The sequence below is a fragment of the Pseudomonas sp. HLG18 genome, from assembly GCF_051903985.1.
GTDB classification, from domain to species: Bacteria; Pseudomonadota; Gammaproteobacteria; order Pseudomonadales; family Pseudomonadaceae; genus Aquipseudomonas; species Aquipseudomonas fluorescens_BT.
Genome location: NZ_CP195831.1, coordinates 5,019,121 through 5,039,068 on the forward strand (window position 1 = coordinate 5,019,121; position 19,948 = coordinate 5,039,068).

A 19,948-nucleotide genomic window follows, 5' to 3' on the forward strand; every position below is an offset into this window, starting at 1 on the left:
CTTAATGAATTTTGCTGCCCAGGGTCACCACGCCGTCTGCTTTTTCGCAGCCCAGCCAACTGGTCCACCCCAGGCGACAGTCGTTCTTCTCGCCAATGCGCAGTTCACGGATTTCTTCCGGGCGCAGCACCAGGCGAATGTCGTAATCGAGCGGGTCACGCAAGGTGAACCGCACCAGCGCGCAGAGCGGCTGGTAACCGAAACCGATGGGCAGGAATTCGTGGAATCGCTCCCAGTCGAGTTCGGTGATGTGAATGCGGAATTTGCCGCTGCGGTCGCGCACGCGTTCGCCCAGCACCAGGTCTTCACCCAGCACACTGTTGGCGAAGCCGAGGCGGTTGCGCTGCTCTTCGAGGATTTCCACGCGGCGCTCGATGCACTGCTCGATGACCAGGTCTTCGTGCTTGAAGTAGTAACGCAGCACCGCTTCGATCAACGCCGCCGAGTGCGCGCGCAGGCTCAGCAGGCCGAGGTACGGCAGCAGGCGTTTCCAGTTCAGTTCCTTGGCCTTGCGGATCTCGTCGCCGCCGAGGCCGATCAGGGCGAACAGCTGCGACGAAAACGGGTCGACCGCGCCGCTCTGGAAGCTCGCGCGATAGCGGTACTTGCGCCAGATCGGCAGCATCAGCCGTTGCAGGCGATGGTGAAACAGGTCGAGGAAATTGCGCGTCGGGTTGCCGTCTTCGCTGTCGCCCAGGGCTTGTTCGCCGTAGAACGCCGGCAGCGGTGAACCGGAACCGACCAGGCCGATCAGGTTGAACCGCAGGCGCGCGCGCATCTGTCCGTGCTCTTCGAAAAACTCCACGCGATCGACATCGCTGCGCGGAAATCCGAGGCTCGGGTTGGCCTGGAATTCCAGCTGGTCGTACAGGTCGTCTTCGCTCAGGTACGGGTGCGCATCGCGCAGCCGGTCGATCACCAGCAGCACGGCCTGAAACAGCGAGTACTCGCGTATTACCTTCGTCAGCCCGCTTAAAGCAGGGGCTGCAGGCCCATACGTGGTGTCCATTGGTACACCTCTCCCTGTGTGCTTTTTACCCGCAGCTCATGGAATGAATTGAGACTGGCGTAAAGTGCGAAAAACTCGTTGAGAACCGAAGCGAAGACGAACAGGTCGCCCTCACCGATATACCCTTCCGGGTCGATGGTCAGTTCGGTACGCAGACCGCGCACCGGCAGACCACGGTGCAACCGGTCCACGTGGTGATGCTTGATCAGTTTCAGACCGCCGAGCAGGCGTTTGCTGACCTTCTCCGCGTGCTGGTCGTAGTAGCGCGGCAGGTCGTAGGTTTCGAGAATCACCTTCAGTGCATTGACGTCGGCCAGCGACAGATAGTTAAGCGACATGTTGCTGATCAGCTTCCACAGGAAGTCACGGTTCAGCGGCGGCGCGAAACTGGAAGTGGCCGGGGTGATGTTGCGGAAACTCAGGAACTCCGGGGTCTCTTCGCAGGCCATGCAGATCTGCCCGAGCTTGAGTTTGCGCGGCAGGTTCTGATTGGTGCAGACCAGCTCGATCGACAGGGTTTCATGGGCTTCGGTGTGGCGGATGCCGAAGCTCAGGTAGGTGTCGAGGCCGTCGTGCAGCAGCGACGAACGCTGGCGGATGCTGTAATGCGGACGGCTGTTGGGCACGTCGAAACTCGGGTCGTGCTCGAAGGATTCGAACGGCACGTACTCCTGATAACCGAGGCCGCCAGGCTTCCAGCCGGTCACGGTCTCCACCGAGAACACGCCGCAGTTTTCCAGATCGTATTCAGCCGGCAGCAGCAGGTATTCGTCCTGTTTGCCGTCGAGGCGGATCGGCAGTGCGTCGTGCTTGAACAGGTTGACGATCGGCGTGCAGAACAGCTTCACGTTATCCAGGGTCGGACGCATGCGCATGATGCCGCTCTTGCGGATGTCGAAGCGCAATTCCAGGCCACGCATCTGCTTGAGGGTGTCTTCCGGCAGCGCCTTGAGAATGTCCAGGCCGTGGACATCGACGAACAGGAACTTGTCCTGGAAGGCGAAGTATTCCTGCAGGTAGCGATAGCCGCGGAAGGTGTTCAGCGGATACGGGATCAACGCTTCTTCTTCGGCAAAGCCCACCGGCTTGACCCGGTCGCCCGGAATCTTGAACGCCATCGGCTTGCCGCTCACGCCATCGATGGGCTTGCCAGCGCCGTCGAGCGGGATCAGTTCGATGCCGTCGAGGTTGCGCAGCAGGCTCAGGTAGAGCATCTGGCTGATGTAGCGCTCGCCGGCAAAGTGCAGGCGCAGTTTGCTCAGCTCCAGCTCGCCGAGGTGGCCGTCGGCACTCATCTCCAGGCGCAGGCTGAGCAACGAGCCGTCGCCCTTCACCGAGTAGTTCAGCGCGGCAAGATCAAGGGCCATGACTTCAGTCGGGTAGCAGGTGCGGAAGCGGCAGCGCACGTCTTCGATCGGCACGCTCTCGATCGGCGTGTCACGCTCGACCTTCAGCGCCGGCCCGGAACGCTTGAGCGGATCGAACTGCAGAATGCTGAATGCCGGCAGCGGACGCATGTAGTTCGGCCACAGCAGCTGCATCAGGGAATGGCTGAGCTCCGGCAACTCGTCATCGAGCTTCTGGCGCAGCCGCCCGGTCAGAAACGCAAAGCCTTCCAGCAACCGCTCCACATCCGGATCCCGCCCGGCCTGCCCCAGGAACGGCGCCAACGCCGGACTACGCTCGGCGAAACGGCGGCCCAGTTGGCGCAGTGCGGTGAGTTCGCTTTGGTAGTAGTGGTTAAAGGACACGGGTTACCTGCCTGGTAGTGGAACTCATGGAATAACTGTCCTGCGGATTACGCTCGATACCTGACCTGATCATTGGATGGCACTCTCAGACTGGTTCGGCTGGATGCGTCCAGCGATGTTTCTTGATACCCAGCGCAACTCAATGACTTGAGAAGCGAGGATTGCCAGCAAGGTGACGCAACCTTGAGCCACGCCATAAAACAAGGCTCTCAATGGGTTGTCGGGGAGCATCCAAAGCAGGATGAAGCCCACCATAAGGCTCAGAATCACCAGCTTGGCAACGAGGCTTGGAATGAGCGCAGCAATAAAATTGACACCGAGAAAAATGTAAAACATCGCGTAGCTGGCAATACCGATGGCGACCCCACGGGTGGTGAACCCACCGTTCAGATGCTTGTAGGCATGTACTACTGCATTATTCAAAAACACGTAGGCCACACATCCGAAGGCATGGACAAACAGGCACATGGCGATACGGTAGTAGTTGCTCATGCTGGTCTCAGATTTCCGTACCACGATCCAAGGCCATGGATAGCTACAACAGCAGCCAAAACCGAGAGCGTTAGTGCGCGGTGAAGACGTGAATTTCGAGCCGCCCGATGTGAGGCAGTCAGGAGCAATAACAAGCTCAACAAGGCCAGGCAGCCAAACAGATCACTGTCAGCAACACCGGCCAGATACCCCTGCAAACTCATTGCGTCCATGAATACCGCTCTCCAACTTTCTCAGGTAGCGAGGCCGCCTTTAAATCAGGCATCAACGACACTCTGAAACTATCCAACTTTCCCAGCCTTCAGAGCCTGGATAAACAATCATCTCTCCGCGAAACTCGGGTGCAACGCCGGGACTCCCCTCATCCCGCCAGAGATACCATTCTGATGTTTTTAGTAGATCGTTATTTTTTGTATAAACGCGATAAAAATACGGGCTGCTAAAGTACTTAAACGCACGACCAGCCACTACACCCAAAAAATTGTAATTCGGTGAATACGTTGCGATATAGCAGCTTCCTGAGTCATTCCAGTCAATGAAAAGAGGCTCCGCGGCCTTTGAGCTAAGCACCTTCAAGCCCAAAAGAACCAAAACTGGCACAAGCACGCACAACGAAAAAAGTAAAAAGCTCTTTCTAAGGGACGCTTTCATGGCATTGCCTTAGGCTTGGCTGATCGTTGCGAAAACTCTGCAAAATCTGCAGAGGTAAAACGATGATGAATGGATACAGGAATTTTCTTGACCGTAGAGTACACAAACAAATCACCACCCTTGCCAAGTTTGCTGCGGTAATTATTGTAACTATCATTGGTCACTTTGAAGTAAACCTTCCCCTCAGACTCATATGTTTCCGGCGAAGTTAAATATGCAAAAATGCTCGGCCTGACAACGCCGTCGTGATTCCAATACCCAAGCAGTTGGTCGCTGCCATCTTCATTCAGAAACTCATATGTATCACGTACATAACAACCAATTTCTTCAATCGTTAATGTAGCAGCCATTTTTTTCGTCTTGGGTGTAGTGCTGAATTTTGTGACTGCAAATTTAATAACAAATCCACCCAATGTGCCGTACACATCATCCAATGGATTATTCTTCTTTTCCGAAGTGGTAATCCCGATAGATCGAAAATTATATTGCGTTGCAGACTCCAGCATTCGTGCACTCAGGGCACTGTAGTCATGAGCACCCCTAGCAAGGTCCTGGTTAGCCTCATCAAGAACTCCAAGCGTTCTCATGCAAGTCATAAATTGCAAAAGCCCCGGTGCTAACTGCGTCAGTCCCTTTTGACGGCCAATAAGCTCATTGTATTGACTGGGGCTTGCGGCCTTCGCAATAAGCTCTTTGATGGTTTCACCTGTGTGGGGTGAGGAAGAGGTAAGCCATTCAAAATCCAAATCATCAAACAGTTTTTCTTGGGTGATCTTGTCAACGGCAAGACGTCCCCGCTTCTCACTTGAGGACATCACAAAAGGCGCACCGTCGAACCAACGCTGCATGATTCGAGCGCTTTCCTTCCAGCCCATTTTTCTCATCACACCTGGAATATCTGTGATCTGGAAATGATCGACGGCCGCTTCCGCTGGCTTCTTGTCAGAGGAAGGGGTGAGTTGAGCTGTTACAGGAGTGGGTGCCGGCATGTGATAGTTCCTTAAGCAATCACGAGCGAAGTCTGTTCTTCGACGATAAGCGTGACACTTTCAGCGAGGTGGGAAGCAATAGGCCTCGTTCGGCCTTTTGCATCAGTAACGCCCTTGACCTCTTTACCGGAGGCTGTACGCAAGGTGTACGGCCGGTCAGCGACCGGTGTTCCGGTTCTAGGATTACGAACCACAAAATGCTGACTAAACGGCCACTGAATCTCCACCGGCAACGGCGGCACAAACGGCGCGGGCGAATGCGAATTGCCGATAATCACCGTCCCGGATCCAGCCGTTACTTTATTGCCATGAGATCCAACCGAACCGACCGTGGCGGCCGGTTTGCCGTTGATCAGAACCGTCGTCGCCAGATCGCCGACCAACGCACCACCACACGCGGAGGCATCGCCTTCGCGGGCCGCCGGCAGGCCGTCGAAGAACACGTCGCCGGAACCGGCGGCAATCGGGTTGGTGCCGTGGCCGGGGAGCGGGCAAGCGGTGGGGTCGGATACGCGTGCTGCAGGTTTGCCAGACATCGGGGTTCTCCTTAGGTGACCTTCACTTGACCGCTGCCATCCAGGCGCGCGGCAAAACTGACCTGACGCTTGAAACCCTCGACTTCCAGCAGGCCTTCGATGCTGAAGGCCAGGCGAAGCTGATCGTGGTCTCGCGGCAGGGAAATGACACGCACGTTGCTCAGGCGCGGTTCGTAGGCTTCGATGAAGCTTTCGATGGCCAGGCGGGCCTGACTCAGGGAGTCGTGCAGGCTCAGGCGCATGTCATTGAGATCGGGCAACCCGTAGTCGGACAGCGTTTGCACGCTGCCGGCCCGGGTGCTGAGCATTTTGGCCAGATGGGCAGCCACCGACGCCATGGCCGAAGCCTCGAGGCTCCTGCCCTTGCGTAGTTCCGCGTCGCCGTTGAGGCGTTCGAAAAGGCTGCCGTATCCGTCCATGAGTCGCTCTTACTCTTTGTCCAGCTTGCCAACCAGCGACAGGGTGAAATCGGCACCCATGTACTTGAAGTGCGGACGCACGTTCAGGCTGACGCGGTACCAGCCCGGCTCGCCTTCAACGTCGCTGACGATCACTTGCGCAGCGCGCAGCGGACGACGGCCACGCACTTCGGCGCTCGGGTTTTCCTGGTCGGCCACGTACTGGCGGATCCACTTGTTCAGTTCCAGCTCGAGGTCGGTGCGCTCTTTCCACGAACCGAGTTGCTCGCGCTGCAGCACTTTCAGGTAGTGAGCCAGGCGGTTGACGATCATCATGTACGGCAGTTGGGTGCCGAGCTTGTAGTTCAGCTCTGCCGCCTTGCCTTCTGCGCTGATGCCGAAGAACTTCGGCTTCTGCACGGAGCTTGCGGAGAAGAACGCCGCGTTGTCGGAGCCTTTACGCATGGTGAGGGAGATGAAGCCTTCCTCGGCCAGTTCGTATTCACGACGGTCGGAAACCAGAACTTCGGTAGGAATCTTGGTTTCGATTTCGCCCATGCTTTCGAAGTGGTGCAGAGGCAGGTCTTCAACCGCGCCGCCGCTCTGTGGGCCGATGATGTTCGGGCACCAGCGGAATTTGGCGAAGCTGTCGGTCAGCTTGGTGCCGAACGCGTAAGCGGTGTTGCCCCACAGGTAGTGCTCGTGGCTGTTGGCAACGTTTTCCTTGTACACGAACGATTTGACCGGGTTTTCTTCCGGGTCGTACGGGTTACGCAGCAGGAAACGCGGAACGGTCAGGCCAACGTAACGGGAGTCTTCCGAAGTACGGAAGCTCTGCCATTTGGCGAATTGCGGGCCTTCGAAGTGATCTTTCAGATCCTTCAGGTCCGGCAGACCGGTGAAGCTTTCCAGACCGAAGAATTTCGGGCCGGCGGCGGCGATGAACGGCGCGTGGGACATGCAGGCTACGCTGGACACGTACTGCATCAGCTTCACGTCCGGCGAGCTTGGGGACATGTAGTAGTTGGCAATGATCGCGCCAACCGGCTGACCACCGAACTGGCCGTATTCAGCGGTGTAGATGTGCTTGTACAGGCCCGACTGCATCACTTCCGGCGAATCTTCGAAGTCGTCCAGCAGGTCGTCCTTGGAGACGTTGAGGATTTCGATCTTGATGTTTTCGCGGAAGTTGGTGCGGTCGACCAGCAGTTGCAGGCCACGCCACGACGATTCCAGGGCCTGGAAGTCCGGGTGGTGCAGGATTTCGTCCATCTGACGGCTGAGCTTGGCATCGATCTCGGCGATCATGCGGTCAACCATGGCTTTCTTGACCGGCTCACCGTTGTTCTGCGGCTTGAGCAGCTCTTCGATGAACGCCGACACACCGCGCTTGGCGATGTCGTAGGCTTCGTCGTCCGGCGTCAGGCGGGTTTCGGCGATGATGCTGTCGAGGATGCTGTATTCGCCGTTTTCGGCGGCGTTCTGTTGTGCTGCGCTAGTGCTCATTGTGTTGGCTTCCTTGGCTGCTGGAGTCTCAAGCGTCCGGGGCTGCGGCGTTCAGGCCCAGCTCACCGAGTACGCGACCGCGGGATTCATCGTCGGCGAGCACGCCTTCGATGGCTTTACGGAACGCAGGTGCGTTACCCAGCGGGCCTTTGAGGGCCACCAGCGCGTCGCGCAGTTCCATCAGTTTTTTCAGCTCAGGCACTTGCTCGACCAGGCTGGCCGGGTTGAAGTCCTTCATGGAGTTGACGCGCAGTTGCACGGCCAGCTCGTCGGCCTCGCCATCTTCCTGCAGACGGTTCGGCACGCTCAGCGTCAGACCCAGCTCTTGCTTGGCCAGCACTTCGTCGAAGGTCATCTTGTCGATGCTGATCGGCTTGCGATCCTCGATCTTGCGATCGTCCTTGCGGTGGGTGTAGTCACCGATTGCCAGCAGCTTCAGCGGCAGTTCAATCTCTTCCTGAGCACCGCCGGTGGCGGGTTTGAAGGTGACGTTGATGCGTTCCTTGGGGGCTACCGAGCCTTCTTTGGCCATGGCTTTTCTCCTTGCGGTTGTGGCCCTGGGGCCTATTCGAGTACCACTTCGAGGTCGAGGTGGCACAGCCTGCGATAAATCTCTTCCTTGCGTTCACGTACGGCATGGTTCTGCGGCAACAACTCGCAGCAACTGTGCAGCAGGTGCAGCACTTCCAATGCAAGATCGGGCTCCCAGGCGTGCAGGCCTGAGTCCTGTAATGTCTGATCGAGGGTTTCGAGCTGGTTCTTGGCCAGTTCGTATTTCTTGGCCAGGAAGCACAGCCGCGCGAGGGCGAACTGCCAGAAGAAGCGTTCGCGGCCGCCGTGCGCCGATTGCAGACCCTGCTTGAGGATCTGCACCGCCGGTTTGAGGCCTTCCTTGCGCAGGATCGGCTGGACTTCTTCGAGGGCCTTTTCCCAGGCTGGCTGGGTTTCGGCGTTTTCGGTTTCGACCTTGCGCGGCGCGCTGGCGCTTTGCAGGTGCGGCATGACGTTGGCGGCGATCCACGCCCGGGTGGACGGATCGGCGAACGGCGCGCCGTCATGGAAACGCAGCTCAATGATGCCGGGCAGGCGCTGAATCAAAAGCGCGAAGTGGATTTCCACTTCGCGCATGGCCAGCTCGGCGTTGAGGTTCTGGAGACATTCCCAGACCATCCTCTGGCCATCGAACCAGAATGGCGCCTTCGCCAGGCTCGCCTCCAGTTCCACCAGCAGGTCGGCGTATTTGCCCTGATCGAAACGGTCCTGATACTGCTTGAGCTTGTCGACCGGCAACCCACGCAACACAGTGATCTGCTCGGCGTTGCGCTCGGGCACCGCGTCGATCGTCATCCACAGCAAGGTGCGGTTGAGGCGCAGGGCGCGCAGGTCAGTGGCTTTCTGCTTGAGCCACCAGGCGCACAATGGACGGGCGCTTTCCTGCTGGGCGCGCAGGGCCTTGTGGGCTTCTTTCTCGTTGTCGATCGGCGCGCCGGGGGCCAGCAACTGAGTCGCCGCCTGCTTGACCTGGGCCACCGCAGCACCCACCACGCCGGGCGCCGGCTGGTTGTCGGCGGCGCGCTGGATCATGGTTTTCAGACGGCGGGAAAGCGGCAGCAACAACGGTGCATCATCGCCCAGATGCTCGGTGCAGGCCGCGTCGAGACCGGACAGGTGTTCGGACAACTGCCGGAACATCGGCAGCTGTTCCTTGATCGCGATGTTCTCGGTGATCACCTGCTCAAGACGCGGCACCAGCCAGCCGATGGCGGCGGCCCGGGTACGGGGTTTGAGCGGGTGAATCTCGGCCCAGTTGTTTTCCGACAGATGGTGCAGAAAACCGAGGCCGGCCAGCAGGCCGGGGAAGGATTCGCGCTGGTACAGCGACCAGGTCAGCCAGGCGCCGACACGCAAATCCTTGGATTGGGTACGCAGGAGGTTTTCGCTGTTTTCGCGAATTTTCAGCCAGTCGATCTGCCCGCTTTCGTGCATCGACGAGGCTTTGGCCAGCTCGCTTTCCAGGGCCTCGAATTCGCTCGAGAAACGAACGTCTTCACCCGCAAAATTCTCTTTGGAAACAGAGACTTTAGCGAGTTCGAGGTAATGGGCGGAAAGTTTGCTTGAGTAGGACATCCATGGCCTTTATTTGGATTACGGTCGTGCGCCTATTGGAGTTGCAGCAGCGCGGGACAGTATCGAAGAGCAGTCGGAAGACTCATCCAATTGAGTGTGTGCTCTTTCAAGTGGGCGCATCGTAATCACTATGATGGCCACTAGCAAGCATCTGATTAAACAACAAGACGAACTGTTCATTGGGCGCTGTAGGAGATCGCCCTATATGTGTCAGGGGTTTCCCTGATTTCCGCTTATATCAAACGAGCCGTTCAAACCACGGCGTAACCGGCGTCCCAGAGCGGCTGCCCGAAACCCGCCGAAGCCTCCTTGAACGCACGTTCCAAAACACGAACGAAAGCATGACAACACTGGAAAGAAAATAAAGTAGGAATCTTCCGAAAACGGACAGGCATCTTTAAACAAATCCCGGACGACAACAGGCAACAATAAAAGTGCCATCAATTTGATGGCAACTCACACTTTGCATACTTCACAAGACTTCTTTTTCCGCACAATTGCAGGACTTCATGCAAGTCGCCGTCTTTTCGTCAATCGATCCCCCTGCGTAAGCACACACTTTTGATGTGGATTGTTCTGACAAATGTCGCGGACCTGTTCTTACATCAATATATTTCATGCTGCGAACGTGCCTTTATATTGCCAGCCTCAGTCATCAATTGACGGCTTACCACTGATACGGACATTGGCAAATGGATGAAAACAGACGGCCCATCAAGACCCGCTCGGCGGGCTGGGCGAAACGCTTCACGGATGAACTGGTCAAGCGGGACATCTCCCCCAACCAGATCTCCGTCATCAGCATGCTCTTCGCGCTGTTCGGCGCGGTGACGCTTTACATCGATAACGGCGTGGCCGGTTCGATCCTGTGCATCGCCGGCATTCAACTGCGGCTGCTGTGCAATCTGTTCGACGGGATGGTGGCGATCGAAGGCGGCAAGCAGTCGGCCATCGGCAGCCTGTACAACGAGTTTCCGGATCGGGTCGCGGACAGCCTGCTGATCGTCGGGCTGGGTTTTGCCATCGGCCAGTCCGATCTTGGCTGGTTTGCCGCACTGGCTGCCGCGCTCACGGCGTATGTCCGGGTGTTCGGTGGTTCACTCGGGCTCACCCAGAGCTTCATGGGGCCGATGGCCAAGCAGCATCGGATGGCGGTGATGACCGTGGCGTTGCTATTGAACGTGTTCGAAACCATCTACTACGCGACCCACTACGCTTTGCTGATCGCGCTGGTGATCATCGCCCTTGGCTCCGTCGCGACCTGCGTGACGCGCACCCTGGCCATCGCCAGACAACTGAAGGGGAATGCCCATGTGGATCAGTAATGCGCTGATTTCGGTGCTGCGCTTCTTGATCGGCGTGACCGCCCGCTGGGAAAGCCCGCCGGATCTCACGCGCCAACGCATCTACTACGCCAACCACACCAGCCATATGGACACCTTGGCAATCATCGCCGCACTGCCACCGGAAGCCCGATTGAACGTGAAACCGGTGGCGGCCGCCGACTACTGGGGCAAGAACCGTTTTCTGTCATATATCTCGCAGAAAGGACTGAATGCGGTGCTGATCGAGCGCAATCCGGCGCCGGGTACCAACGTGCTCGAGCCGATCTTCGATGTGGTGCGCGCCGGTCATTCGATCATCATTTTTCCTGAAGGGACGCGCTCCACTCAGCCACTGCCGGGGGAGTTCAAATCCGGGATTTTCCGCCTGGCCGAGACTTTTCCCGACGTCGATCTGGTGCCGATCTACCTGGAAAACCTGCATCGCTCGATGCCCAAGGGCAAACATGTGCCGCTGCCGATCATCTGTACGATCCGCATCGGCGACCCGCTGCAAAGAATTACCGGCGAGGAAAAACAGGCGTTTCTGGAACGGGCGCGTGACGCCATCGTGAGGTTGTCGAAATGAGTCTGGAAACCAAGTTCCTGTGGTTCTTCGCGGCAATCGCCGGGTTGCTGGCGGTGGCTTCGCTGATTGGCGGCGTACTGGCACGGCGGGCGAAGAGCGAAAGCTCGATCGCGACCATCGAAAACCTCAACCAGCGCGTGAATGCCTGGTGGGGGATGGTCATTATTTTCTTCGTCTCCTGGCTGCTGGGCCCCAATGCGACGGTGGTGCTGTTCGGCTTCATTTCGCTGTTTGCGCTGCGCGAGTTCATCACCCTGACGCCGACCGCGCGCGGTGACCATAACGCGCTTTTTTCGGCGTTTTTCATTCTGATCCCGCTGCAATACCTGCTGATCGGCACCCATTGGTATTCGATGTTCACGCTGCTGGTGCCGGTGTACGCGTTCCTGCTGCTGCCGGCGATTGCCGTGCTGAGCCAGGACACCGAGGGCTTCCTCGAGCGCACGGCAAAGATTCAGTGGGGCGTGATGATCTGCATCTACTGCATCAGCCATGCGCCGGCGCTGCTGTTGCTGGATCTGCAGGGTTTCCAGGGTCAGAACGCCCTGCTGCTGTTCTACCTGGTGTTCGTGGTGCAGATGAGCGACGTGTTGCAGTACGTGTTCGGCAAGCTCTTCGGCAAACGCAAGGTTGCGCCGCTGGTGAGCCCGTCGAAAACCGTGGAAGGACTGGTCGGCGGCGGATTGTCCGCCACGCTGATCGGTGGCTGCATGTTCTGGATGACACCGTTCAGCTTCTGGCAGTCGTTGCTGATGTCGCTGGTCATCGTGGTCATGGGCTTCCTCGGCGGTCTGGTCATGTCGGCGATCAAACGCAGCCTGAGCGCCAAGGACTGGGGCACGATGATCAAGGGCCACGGCGGGATGCTCGACCGGATGGACTCGATCTGTTTCGCCGCGCCGATCTTCTTTCACCTGACCCGGTACTTCTTTTCGGCCTGATCCGGACGCAATCATCAGCCACAAAAAATGGGCATCCGACCGCAATCGGTATGCCCATTTTTCATGCAGCGCGCCCGGCTGACCGGGCGCTCGCCGCCATTACGGATTGACGCTGTCTTTCAACGATTTGCCTGGCTTGAACGCAACGGTGTTGCTGGCCTTGATCTTCACCGGTTCACCGGTTTGCGGGTTTTTGCCGGTGCGGGCGCCGCGGTGGCGTTGCAGGAAGGTGCCGAAGCCCACCAGCGTGACGCTGTCCTTGCGGTGCAGGGCGCCGGTGATTTCTTCGAGAACGGCGTTGAGAACGCGGTTGGCCTGTTCTTTGGTCAGATCTGCTTTTTCAGCGATTGCAGCGGCGAGTTCTGGTTTACGCATTAGTGAAGCCCCTTTGACGGTTTTTTGTTGTTATGTCCGTGCTGTTCTCGTTGGAACAGCGCCCAAGGCGCCGCAGGCTCTACTCTGCGGCAGACGGGAGTGAGGATGGCACGCGGTTAAGGGCGGCGCCAGTCTCCCCGCGACCTTTGTGCGGGCAAAAGCGGGGTGATTCCGACAGAACGACCGGTATTTACGCCAGCAAGGCCGGAAGTTGTTTGTTCAGTGCGAGTTTTTCCATCACCGCTGCACCGGTCAGCGCGTAACCGAGGAGCTGACCATCGGCGCTGTGGCACAGGGCCTTGATGTCAGCGCCCTGCCCTTCAACGGTCCAGACACCTTCGCTGCCCCGTGGCGGTGGCGAAACGACCAACGGGCACACCGGGGTTTTCACGGTAATGGGCATCGGGCCGTAACTCACCGCCGTCGCATTGCCCGCCAGGGTTTGTGCCAACGCACGCGCACAGCTCATGAGGGGCATGACGTACAGAAGATTGAGCCCGTCGACCTCGGCGCAGTCGCCCAGGGCGTAAATGTTGGCGTGAGAAGTTTGCAGGTGACGGTCGACCACTACACCGCGATTGGTCTGGATGCCGGCAGCCGCTGCCAGATCGATGCGCGGGCGCAGGCCGATGGCCGACACCACCACATCGCACGGAATCACCTGACCATCGGAGAGGTGTGCTTCCAGCCCATCGGCGACCTTTTGCAATCGGGTCAGCACCGGTCCGAGGTGGAAGCGCGCGCCGAGGCTTTCCAGCCCGGTCTGCACCGCTGCGGCGGCGGACGGGTGCAACAGGGTCGGCATCACTTGTTCGCACGGTGCAACCAGTTGCACCTCGTAGCCGCCCAGAATCAGGTCGTTGGCGAATTCGCAGCCGATCAGGCCGGCACCGAGCAGCAACACCCGACGCTTGTCTGCCGCTGCAGCACGAAAACGTGCGTAATCTTCGAGGTCGTTGATCGGGAACACCAGATCCCCGCCGTCGCCCTCGATCGGCACACGCACGGTTTCCGCGCCCCAGGCGAGGATCAGGTCGCGATAACTCACCGCTTCCTCACCGATCCACAGGCGCTTGTGGCCCGGATCGATGCCGCTGATGCGGGTGTGGGTGCGGATCTCGGCTTTCAGTTGCTCGGCCATGGCACCCGGCTCGGCCATGCTCAGGCCGTCGGCGTCCTTGTTCTTGCCGAAACCGGTCGACAGCATCGGCTTGGAGTAGGAACGTCCGTCATCGGCGGTAATCAGCAGCAGCGGGGTTTCGCCATCGAGTTTGCGAAACTCGCGGGCCAGGTTGTAACCCGCAAGCCCGGTGCCGACGATCACGACAGGTGCGTTCATGCCTTACTCCTTGTTGATGCTCAGTTGATTTCGATCATTTCGAAGTCCATCTTGCCGACGCCGCAGTCCGGGCACAGCCAGTCTTCCGGTACATCCTGCCATGCGGTGCCCGGCGCAATGCCGTCATCCGGCCAACCTTCGGCTTCGTTGTAGATCAGGCCACAGACGATGCATTGCCACTTCTTCATTCAGGTACTTCCTCAGGATTCAGGCGTTGTCCGGCACGGACGGTCGATGGTGCTGCGCTGCCATCCGGCTCAGGGCGTTTTGTACTGATCGAACCGACCGGATGCAAGCCTGTTCGGCGCAATGGCGGCCCGGATCAATCAAACTCGCGGTTTGCCATGGTAAGCTCGCCGCCTCATTTGCTGCCAATACTGACTCATTGTGCAACACACAAACGCTCCGCTGTGGCGCCCGCAAAGCGAACTGCCCCCCCTCCCCGACACGTCCACGCTCGACTGGCTGTTCGACGAAGGCTCCCTGACCCGCCGCCTGACGCGCCTGTCCGATGACGGCTTCAGTGTCACGCCGCTGTTCGAGGGCTGGCAGACCCTGCGCGACGATGAATGCGCAGCGCTGGAACTGGCCGAAGGCAGCGAAGGCTGGGTGCGCGAGGTGTATCTGCGCGGTCATGGCGAGGCCTGGGTGTTCGCCCGCAGCGTGGCGTCGCGCAGTGCCTTGCAGGGCGACGGGTTGCACATGGATGAACTGGGCAGCCGCTCGCTGGGCGAACTGCTGTTCTGCGATCACGCCTTCCAGCGTCGCGCCATCGAAGTCTGCCATTACCCGGAGCACTGGCTGCCCGAAGGTTCCCGGGCTGCCGGTCTGTGGGGCCGCCGCTCACGTTTCGACCGTGGGGCATTGAGCGTACTGGTGGCGGAGATTTTCCTGCCTACGCTGTGGGAAGCCGTCCGCGCCCGTCCGGAGAACTGCTGATGTATCAAAGCCTGCTCAAATCCCTGAATCGCTTGAACCCGCGCGCCTGGGACTTCATCCAGTTGACCCGGATGGACAAGCCGATCGGCATTTACCTGCTGCTGTGGCCAACCCTCTGGGCCCTGTGGATTGCCGGCAAAGGCTCGCCATCACTGGCCAATATCGTGATTTTCGTCCTCGGCGTGGTATTGACCCGCGCCGGCGGCTGCGTGATCAACGACTGGGCCGACCGCAAGGTCGACGGCCACGTCAAACGCACTGCGCAGCGACCTCTCGCTGCCGGCAAGATCAGCTCGAAAGAGGCGCTGGTGTTCTTCGCCCTGCTGATGGGCGTGAGTTTCCTGCTGGTGCTGTGCACCAACGCCGCGACGATCTGGCTGTCGCTGGGCGGTCTGGCGCTGGCGTTCACCTATCCGTTCATGAAGCGCTACACCTATTACCCGCAAGTGGTGCTGGGGGCGGCGTTTTCCTGGGGCATGCCGATGGCGTTCACCGCCGAGACCGGTGAGTTGCCGGCGACGGCCTGGCTGCTGTGGATCGCCAATCTGCTGTGGACGGTGGGCTACGACACCTATTACGCGATGACCGACCGCGACGATGACTTGAAGATCGGCGTGAAATCCACGGCGATCCTGTTCGGCGAGGCGGACCGGGTGATCATCCTGACCTTGCAGGCACTGTCACTGGGCTGCCTGTTGCTGGCCGGGTCGAATTTCGAGCTGGGGATGTGGTTCCACCTCGGCCTGCTGGTGGCGGCCGGGTGCTACGCCTGGGAGTTCTGGTACACCCGCGACCGGGACCGGATGCGTTGCTTCAAGGCGTTTTTGCACAATCACTGGGCGGGGTTGGCGATCTTCGTCGGGATCGTGCTGGATTACGCGTTGCGCTGAAGTGCATGACCTGTGGGAGCGGGCTTGCTCGCTCCCACAGGGAATTTGCGTTTATTTGTGCTCGCGAACCACGTGCCACACATCCTTCATGCCATCGCCCTTCATTTCTCCCGGCTTCTCGTCCTTCACGAAGGTGTACAGCGGCTTGCCGTCGTAGGCGTACTGCATCATGCCATCATCGCGCTTGATGACCGTCCATTTGCCTTCGGCCTTGGCACCTGCCGGCGCCATCATCGGCGGCCAGTTCTTCGCACAGTCACCGTTGCACATCGACTTGCCGCCCGCGTCCTTGTCGAACGTATAAACGGTCATGCCTTTGTGATCGACCATCATTCCGTCTTTCATCATGGCCGGCTCGGCGGCCATCGCCAGTCCAGGCAAAGCCAGGGCGGCAGCCATCAGCAAAGCCTTAAAGGAAGCAGTCATTTGTGTCATGGAAACCTTCTCTTGTGGTTGTCAGGATTCGGACTTAGAGCTTAGTTCAGGATTCGCACAATCGCCGCCGGACTAAAATACTGTCACACGACTGCAATAATTCCGTTATCTAATGCGGCGCAAGACAGTTAAATGACAAGAGGATTAAGGCATGGTTGGCAGGAGCATTCTGATCGTCGACGACGAAGCGCCCATTCGCGAAATGATCGCCGTTGCGTTGGAAATGGCCGGCTATGACTGCCTCGAGGCAGAGAACTCGCAGCAGGCTCACGCCATCATCGTCGACCGCAAACCGGATCTGATCCTGCTCGACTGGATGCTGCCCGGCACCTCCGGCATCGAGCTGGCCCGCCGCCTCAAGCGTGACGAGCTGACCGGGGACATCCCGATCATCATGCTCACGGCCAAGGGTGAAGAAGACAACAAGATCCAGGGTCTGGAAGTCGGCGCCGACGACTACATCACCAAACCGTTTTCCCCGCGTGAACTGGTGGCACGCCTGAAGGCCGTGCTGCGTCGTGCCGGCCCGACCGATGGCGAAGCACCGATCGAAGTCGGCGGCCTGCTGCTCGACCCGATCAGCCACCGCGTGACCATCGACGGCAAACCTGCCGAGATGGGCCCGACCGAATACCGACTACTGCAATTCTTCATGACCCACCAGGAACGTGCCTACACCCGTGGCCAGTTGCTGGACCAGGTCTGGGGCGGCAACGTCTATGTTGAAGAGCGCACCGTCGACGTGCACATCCGGCGCCTGCGCAAGGCCCTCGGCGATGCCTACGAAAATCTGGTACAAACCGTGCGCGGCACCGGCTACCGGTTTTCCACCAAGGCCTGAGCCGACCGCCAGACCCGCTGACAAGGACCGTATTCCCCGTGAACCAAAACTGGCATGGCACCCTGATTCGCCACATGCTGTTGCTGGTCACCGCCTGCCTGGTGATCGGCCTGATCACCGGCTACTACGGCTGGAGCCTCGCAGCGGGCCTGGGCCTGTACCTGGCCTGGACGCTCAAGCAACTGCTGCGCCTGCACGAATGGCTGCGCCTGCACCAACCCGATGAAGCCCCCCCCGATGGCTACGGCCTGTGGGGCGAAGTATTCGACAGCATCTACCACCTGCAACGCCGCGACCAACGGGTGCGCGGGCGCCTGCAAGCAGTGATCGACCGCGTCCAGGAGTCCACCGCCGCACTGAAAGACGCGGTGATCATGCTCGACAGCGACGGCAACCTCGAATGGTGGAACCGCGCCGCCGAAACCCTGCTCGGCCTGAAAACCCCGCAGGACAGCGGTCAGCCAGTGACCAACCTCGTACGCCATCCGCGCTTCAAGGAATACTTCGAGCAGGAAAGTTACGCCGAACCGCTGGAAATCCCTTCGCCGACCAACGACCGCGTGCGTATCCAGCTGTACCTCACGCGCTACGGCAATAACGAACACCTGATGCTGGTGCGCGACGTCACGCGCATCCATCAGCTGGAGCAGATGCGCAAGGACTTCATCGCCAACGTCTCCCACGAGCTGCGCACCCCGCTGACGGTGATCTGCGGCTACCTGGAAACCCTGCTCGACAACGTCGAGGAAGTGAACCCGCGCTGGAGCCGCGCGTTGCAGCAGATGCAGCAACAGGGCGGACGCATGCAGACCCTGCTCAACGACTTGCTGCTGCTGGCCAAACTGGAAGCCACCGATTATCCGTCGGACAACCAGCCGGTGCACATCGACACCCTGTTGCGATCGATCAAAAGCGATGCGCAGCAACTGTCCGGATCAAAGAATCAGAAAATCACCCTGGAAGCCGACGCCAGCATCCTGCTCAAGGGCAGCGAGGCGGAACTGCGCAGCGCGTTTTCCAACCTGGTGTTCAACGCCGTCAAATACACCCCGGCCGAAGGCAATATCCGCATCCGCTGGTGGGGCGACGATCAGGGCGCGCACCTGAGCGTGCAGGATTCCGGGATCGGCATCGACAGCAAACACCTGCCGCGCCTGACCGAACGCTTCTACCGCGTCGACTCCAGCCGCAACTCCAACACCGGCGGCACCGGGCTGGGCCTGGCCATCGTCAAACACGTGCTGCTGCGCCACCGCGCGCGAATGGAGATCAGCAGCGTGCCCGGCCACGGCAGTACGTTCACCTGCCATTTCGCCCCGGCTCAGGTCGCCCTGGCACGGGCCGTCAGCGCCGCTGAGTAACGCCGGACTAGGCAATCGCTAGGTCAGCCGCTACATTGGCTGACTTGCGCCTGCCTTTCAGGTGCGGATTTTTCTTTCTTTCGAATCACACGGAACCCGCAAAACTCCATCATGGACCCTTCCCCTGGCTTGTCCCTCGCAACAATATTCGCCGATTTCGGCATGATTCTTTTCGCTCTGATCCTGGTTTTGCTCAACGGCTTCTTCGTTGCGGCGGAATTCGCCATGGTCAAACTGCGCTCGACCCGGGTCGAAGCCATCGCTGAGCAGCACGGCTGGCGCGGGCACATCCTGCGCACGGTGCACAGTCAGCTCGATGCTTACCTCTCGGCGTGCCAGCTCGGTATCACCCTCGCCTCCCTGGGACTTGGCTGGGTCGGTGAGCCGGCGTTCGCACACATTCTCGAACCGCTGCTGAGCGCGGTCGGCGTGCAGTCGGCGGAAGTCGTCAAAGGCATCTCGTTTTTCACCGCGTTCTTCATCATCTCCTACCTGCACATCGTGGTCGGCGAACTCGCACCCAAGTCCTGGGCGATCCGCAAGCCCGAGCTGCTGTCGCTGTGGACGGCGGTGCCGCTGTATCTGTTCTACTGGGCCATGTACCCGGCGATCTACTTGCTCAACGCCAGCGCCAACACCATCCTGCGCATTGCAGGGCAAGGTGAACCCGGCCCGCATCACGAGCACCATTACAGCCGTGAAGAACTGAAACTGATCCTGCACTCCAGCCGTGGCCAGGACCCGAGCGACCAGGGCATGCGCGTGCTGGCCTCGGCGGTGGAAATGGGTGAGCTGGAAGTGGTCGACTGGGCCAACTCCCGCGAAGACCTGATCACCCTCGAGTTCAACGCTCCGCTGAAAGAAATCCTGGCGATGTTCCGTCGCCACAAGTTCAGCCGCTATCCGGTGTACGACAGCGAGCGCAAGGAATTCGTCGGCCTGTTGCACATCAAGGATCTGCTGCTGGAACTGGCGGCGCTGGATCACATTCCCGAGTCGTTCAACCTCGCCGAACTGACCCGCCCGCTGGAGCGCGTGTCGCGGCACATGCCGCTGTCGCAGCTGCTGGAGCAGTTCCGCAAGGGCGGCTCGCACTTCGCCTTGGTCGAAGAGGCCGATGGCAACATCATCGGCTACCTGACCATGGAAGACGTGCTGGAAGTGCTGGTCGGCGACATCCAGGACGAACACCGCAAGGCCGAGCGCGGCATCCTCGCCTACCAGCCGGGCAAGTTGCTCGTACGGGGCGATACACCACTGTTCAAGGTCGAGCGCCTGCTGGGGATCGACCTGGACCACATTGAGGCCGAAACCCTCGCCGGGCTGATCTACGAAACCCTGAAACGGGTACCGGAAGAGGAAGAAGTGCTGGAAGTCGAAGGCCTGCGCATCATCATCAAAAAGATGAAAGGCCCGAAGATCATTCTGGCCAAGGTGCTGATGCTCGACTGATGGGG

The 19,948-nt window shown here is 59.4% G+C and carries 22 protein-coding genes; 8 read left to right on the plus strand and 14 right to left on the minus strand.

Annotation, left to right across the window (positions count from 1 at the left end; genetic code table 11):
- Position 1: 1 nt before the first annotated feature.
- The 10 genes from tssG to tssA form a co-directional block, all read right to left on the minus strand.
- Positions 2 to 1,009 (minus strand): type VI secretion system baseplate subunit TssG, encoded by a 1,008-nt coding sequence (gene tssG / locus ACSPX5_RS23185; protein WP_039765146.1) that lies wholly within the window; start codon positions 1,007 to 1,009, stop codon positions 2 to 4.
- Entirely contained in the window at positions 973 to 2,760 is a 1,788-nt protein-coding gene (tssF, locus tag ACSPX5_RS23190) for a type VI secretion system baseplate subunit TssF (protein ID WP_169432489.1), read from the minus strand. The genes tssG and tssF overlap by 37 nt, the downstream gene beginning before the upstream one ends.
- A gap of 69 nt (positions 2,761 to 2,829) precedes the next feature.
- On the minus strand, positions 2,830 to 3,252 hold the full coding sequence (locus tag ACSPX5_RS23195; RefSeq protein WP_439820331.1) for a hypothetical protein: 423 nt from the start codon (positions 3,250 to 3,252) through the stop codon (positions 2,830 to 2,832).
- Positions 3,253 to 3,516: 264 nt separating this feature from the next.
- A complete protein-coding gene (locus ACSPX5_RS23200; RefSeq protein WP_169432490.1) occupies positions 3,517 to 3,903 on the minus strand; it encodes a hypothetical protein in 387 nt (128 codons plus the stop codon).
- Complete coding sequence (locus tag ACSPX5_RS23205; protein WP_169432491.1) at positions 3,900 to 4,892, minus strand: DUF6402 family protein; 993 nt, start codon at positions 4,890 to 4,892, stop codon at positions 3,900 to 3,902. The genes ACSPX5_RS23200 and ACSPX5_RS23205 overlap by 4 nt, the downstream gene beginning before the upstream one ends.
- An 11-nt stretch (positions 4,893 to 4,903) precedes the next feature.
- Positions 4,904 to 5,428 carry a PAAR domain-containing protein gene (locus ACSPX5_RS23210; protein WP_439820332.1) on the minus strand — a complete coding sequence of 175 codons (525 nt, stop codon included), beginning with the start codon at positions 5,426 to 5,428 and terminating at the stop codon, positions 4,904 to 4,906.
- A gap of 11 nt (positions 5,429 to 5,439) precedes the next feature.
- Positions 5,440 to 5,847 (minus strand): type VI secretion system baseplate subunit TssE, encoded by a 408-nt coding sequence (gene tssE / locus ACSPX5_RS23215; RefSeq protein ID WP_085708830.1) that lies wholly within the window; start codon positions 5,845 to 5,847, stop codon positions 5,440 to 5,442.
- Positions 5,848 to 5,856: 9 nt separating this feature from the next.
- A complete protein-coding gene (gene tssC, locus ACSPX5_RS23220; protein WP_085731350.1) occupies positions 5,857 to 7,332 on the minus strand; it encodes a type VI secretion system contractile sheath large subunit in 1,476 nt (491 codons plus the stop codon).
- 28 nt (positions 7,333 to 7,360) lie between these two features.
- A complete protein-coding gene (tssB, locus tag ACSPX5_RS23225; protein ID WP_003229587.1) occupies positions 7,361 to 7,864 on the minus strand; it encodes a type VI secretion system contractile sheath small subunit in 504 nt (167 codons plus the stop codon).
- A 32-nt stretch (positions 7,865 to 7,896) separates the two neighbouring features.
- A complete protein-coding gene (tssA, locus tag ACSPX5_RS23230; protein WP_169432493.1) occupies positions 7,897 to 9,459 on the minus strand; it encodes a type VI secretion system protein TssA in 1,563 nt (520 codons plus the stop codon).
- A 692-nt stretch (positions 9,460 to 10,151) separates the two neighbouring features.
- On the opposite strand from tssA, the gene ACSPX5_RS23235 reads away from it, so the two are divergent.
- The 3 genes from ACSPX5_RS23235 to ACSPX5_RS23245 are packed head-to-tail and all read left to right on the plus strand — an operon-like array spanning position 10,152 to position 12,311.
- The gene (locus ACSPX5_RS23235) at positions 10,152 to 10,784 is read left to right on the plus strand and encodes a CDP-alcohol phosphatidyltransferase family protein (RefSeq protein WP_169432494.1); all 633 of its coding nucleotides are present in this window, start codon (positions 10,152 to 10,154) and stop codon (positions 10,782 to 10,784) included.
- Complete coding sequence (locus tag ACSPX5_RS23240; RefSeq protein WP_439820333.1) at positions 10,771 to 11,370, plus strand: lysophospholipid acyltransferase family protein; 600 nt, start codon at positions 10,771 to 10,773, stop codon at positions 11,368 to 11,370. The genes ACSPX5_RS23235 and ACSPX5_RS23240 overlap by 14 nt, the downstream gene beginning before the upstream one ends.
- Positions 11,367 to 12,311, plus strand: coding sequence for a phosphatidate cytidylyltransferase (locus ACSPX5_RS23245; RefSeq protein ID WP_039765128.1), 945 nt, complete (start codon positions 11,367 to 11,369; stop codon positions 12,309 to 12,311). The genes ACSPX5_RS23240 and ACSPX5_RS23245 overlap by 4 nt, the downstream gene beginning before the upstream one ends.
- A gap of 99 nt (positions 12,312 to 12,410) precedes the next feature.
- Here ACSPX5_RS23245 and ACSPX5_RS23250 read toward each other — a convergent pair whose 3' ends face one another.
- The 3 genes from ACSPX5_RS23250 to ACSPX5_RS23260 form a co-directional block, all read right to left on the minus strand.
- Positions 12,411 to 12,686 carry an HU family DNA-binding protein gene (locus ACSPX5_RS23250; protein WP_003213368.1) on the minus strand — a complete coding sequence of 92 codons (276 nt, stop codon included), beginning with the start codon at positions 12,684 to 12,686 and terminating at the stop codon, positions 12,411 to 12,413.
- A 190-nt stretch (positions 12,687 to 12,876) separates the two neighbouring features.
- Positions 12,877 to 14,025 (minus strand): NAD(P)/FAD-dependent oxidoreductase, encoded by a 1,149-nt coding sequence (locus ACSPX5_RS23255; protein WP_439820334.1) that lies wholly within the window; start codon positions 14,023 to 14,025, stop codon positions 12,877 to 12,879.
- Between the two features lie 20 nt (positions 14,026 to 14,045).
- Positions 14,046 to 14,213, minus strand: a complete 168-nt coding sequence (locus ACSPX5_RS23260) for a rubredoxin (RefSeq protein WP_169432497.1) — start codon at positions 14,211 to 14,213, stop codon at positions 14,046 to 14,048.
- Positions 14,214 to 14,412: 199 nt separating this feature from the next.
- On the opposite strand from ACSPX5_RS23260, the gene ACSPX5_RS23265 reads away from it, so the two are divergent.
- Together ACSPX5_RS23265 and ubiA are read left to right on the plus strand one after the other, a co-directional pair.
- Positions 14,413 to 14,964, plus strand: a complete 552-nt coding sequence (locus ACSPX5_RS23265) for a chorismate--pyruvate lyase family protein (RefSeq protein WP_439820335.1) — start codon at positions 14,413 to 14,415, stop codon at positions 14,962 to 14,964.
- Positions 14,964 to 15,854 (plus strand): 4-hydroxybenzoate octaprenyltransferase, encoded by an 891-nt coding sequence (ubiA, locus tag ACSPX5_RS23270; RefSeq protein WP_439820336.1) that lies wholly within the window; start codon positions 14,964 to 14,966, stop codon positions 15,852 to 15,854. Before ACSPX5_RS23265 ends, ubiA begins: the two co-directional genes overlap by 1 nt.
- Positions 15,855 to 15,905: 51 nt before the next feature.
- On the opposite strand, the gene ACSPX5_RS23275 is transcribed toward ubiA, so the two are convergent.
- On the minus strand, positions 15,906 to 16,289 hold the full coding sequence (locus ACSPX5_RS23275; protein ID WP_439820337.1) for a COG4315 family predicted lipoprotein: 384 nt from the start codon (positions 16,287 to 16,289) through the stop codon (positions 15,906 to 15,908).
- Between the two features lie 151 nt (positions 16,290 to 16,440).
- Here ACSPX5_RS23275 and phoB point away from each other — a divergent pair, with 151 nt between their 5' ends.
- The 3 genes from phoB to ACSPX5_RS23290 all read left to right on the plus strand — a co-directional run bounded on the left by phoB (position 16,441) and on the right by ACSPX5_RS23290 (position 19,943).
- Positions 16,441 to 17,130, plus strand: a complete 690-nt coding sequence (phoB, locus tag ACSPX5_RS23280; protein WP_007896474.1) for a phosphate regulon transcriptional regulator PhoB — start codon at positions 16,441 to 16,443, stop codon at positions 17,128 to 17,130.
- A gap of 74 nt (positions 17,131 to 17,204) precedes the next feature.
- Positions 17,205 to 18,491 (plus strand): phosphate regulon sensor histidine kinase PhoR, encoded by a 1,287-nt coding sequence (gene phoR, locus ACSPX5_RS23285; protein WP_439822050.1) that lies wholly within the window; start codon positions 17,205 to 17,207, stop codon positions 18,489 to 18,491.
- A 111-nt stretch (positions 18,492 to 18,602) separates the two neighbouring features.
- Entirely contained in the window at positions 18,603 to 19,943 is a 1,341-nt protein-coding gene (locus ACSPX5_RS23290) for a hemolysin family protein (protein WP_169432502.1), read from the plus strand.
- Positions 19,944 to 19,948: the final 5 nt, after the last annotated feature.

Excerpts from the sequence above, each read along its gene's own strand:
- ACSPX5_RS23250 (WP_003213368.1), bottom strand. The coding sequence starts at position 12,686 with ATGCGTAAACCAGAACTCGCCGCTGCAATCGCTGAAAAAGCAGATCTG.
- phoB (WP_007896474.1), top strand. The coding sequence starts at position 16,441 with ATGGTTGGCAGGAGCATTCTGATCGTCGACGACGAAGCGCCCATTCGC.
- ACSPX5_RS23210 (WP_439820332.1), bottom strand. The coding sequence starts at position 5,428 with ATGTCTGGCAAACCTGCAGCACGCGTATCCGACCCCACCGCTTGCCCG.
- ubiA (WP_439820336.1), top strand. The coding sequence starts at position 14,964 with ATGTATCAAAGCCTGCTCAAATCCCTGAATCGCTTGAACCCGCGCGCC.
- tssC (WP_085731350.1), bottom strand. The coding sequence starts at position 7,332 with ATGAGCACTAGCGCAGCACAACAGAACGCCGCCGAAAACGGCGAATAC.
- phoR (WP_439822050.1), top strand. The coding sequence starts at position 17,205 with ATGCTGTTGCTGGTCACCGCCTGCCTGGTGATCGGCCTGATCACCGGC.
- ACSPX5_RS23240 (WP_439820333.1), top strand. The coding sequence starts at position 10,771 with ATGTGGATCAGTAATGCGCTGATTTCGGTGCTGCGCTTCTTGATCGGC.
- ACSPX5_RS23245 (WP_039765128.1), top strand. The coding sequence starts at position 11,367 with ATGAGTCTGGAAACCAAGTTCCTGTGGTTCTTCGCGGCAATCGCCGGG.
- tssB (WP_003229587.1), bottom strand. The coding sequence starts at position 7,864 with ATGGCCAAAGAAGGCTCGGTAGCCCCCAAGGAACGCATCAACGTCACC.
- ACSPX5_RS23275 (WP_439820337.1), bottom strand. The coding sequence starts at position 16,289 with ATGACACAAATGACTGCTTCCTTTAAGGCTTTGCTGATGGCTGCCGCC.
- ACSPX5_RS23195 (WP_439820331.1), bottom strand. The coding sequence starts at position 3,252 with ATGAGCAACTACTACCGTATCGCCATGTGCCTGTTTGTCCATGCCTTC.
- ACSPX5_RS23255 (WP_439820334.1), bottom strand. The coding sequence starts at position 14,025 with ATGAACGCACCTGTCGTGATCGTCGGCACCGGGCTTGCGGGTTACAAC.
- tssE (WP_085708830.1), bottom strand. The coding sequence starts at position 5,847 with ATGGACGGATACGGCAGCCTTTTCGAACGCCTCAACGGCGACGCGGAA.
- tssG (WP_039765146.1), bottom strand. The coding sequence starts at position 1,009 with ATGGACACCACGTATGGGCCTGCAGCCCCTGCTTTAAGCGGGCTGACG.
- ACSPX5_RS23290 (WP_169432502.1), top strand. The coding sequence starts at position 18,603 with ATGGACCCTTCCCCTGGCTTGTCCCTCGCAACAATATTCGCCGATTTC.
- tssA (WP_169432493.1), bottom strand. The coding sequence starts at position 9,459 with ATGTCCTACTCAAGCAAACTTTCCGCCCATTACCTCGAACTCGCTAAA.
- ACSPX5_RS23205 (WP_169432491.1), bottom strand. The coding sequence starts at position 4,892 with ATGCCGGCACCCACTCCTGTAACAGCTCAACTCACCCCTTCCTCTGAC.
- ACSPX5_RS23235 (WP_169432494.1), top strand. The coding sequence starts at position 10,152 with ATGGATGAAAACAGACGGCCCATCAAGACCCGCTCGGCGGGCTGGGCG.
- ACSPX5_RS23200 (WP_169432490.1), bottom strand. The coding sequence starts at position 3,903 with ATGAAAGCGTCCCTTAGAAAGAGCTTTTTACTTTTTTCGTTGTGCGTG.
- ACSPX5_RS23260 (WP_169432497.1), bottom strand. The coding sequence starts at position 14,213 with ATGAAGAAGTGGCAATGCATCGTCTGTGGCCTGATCTACAACGAAGCC.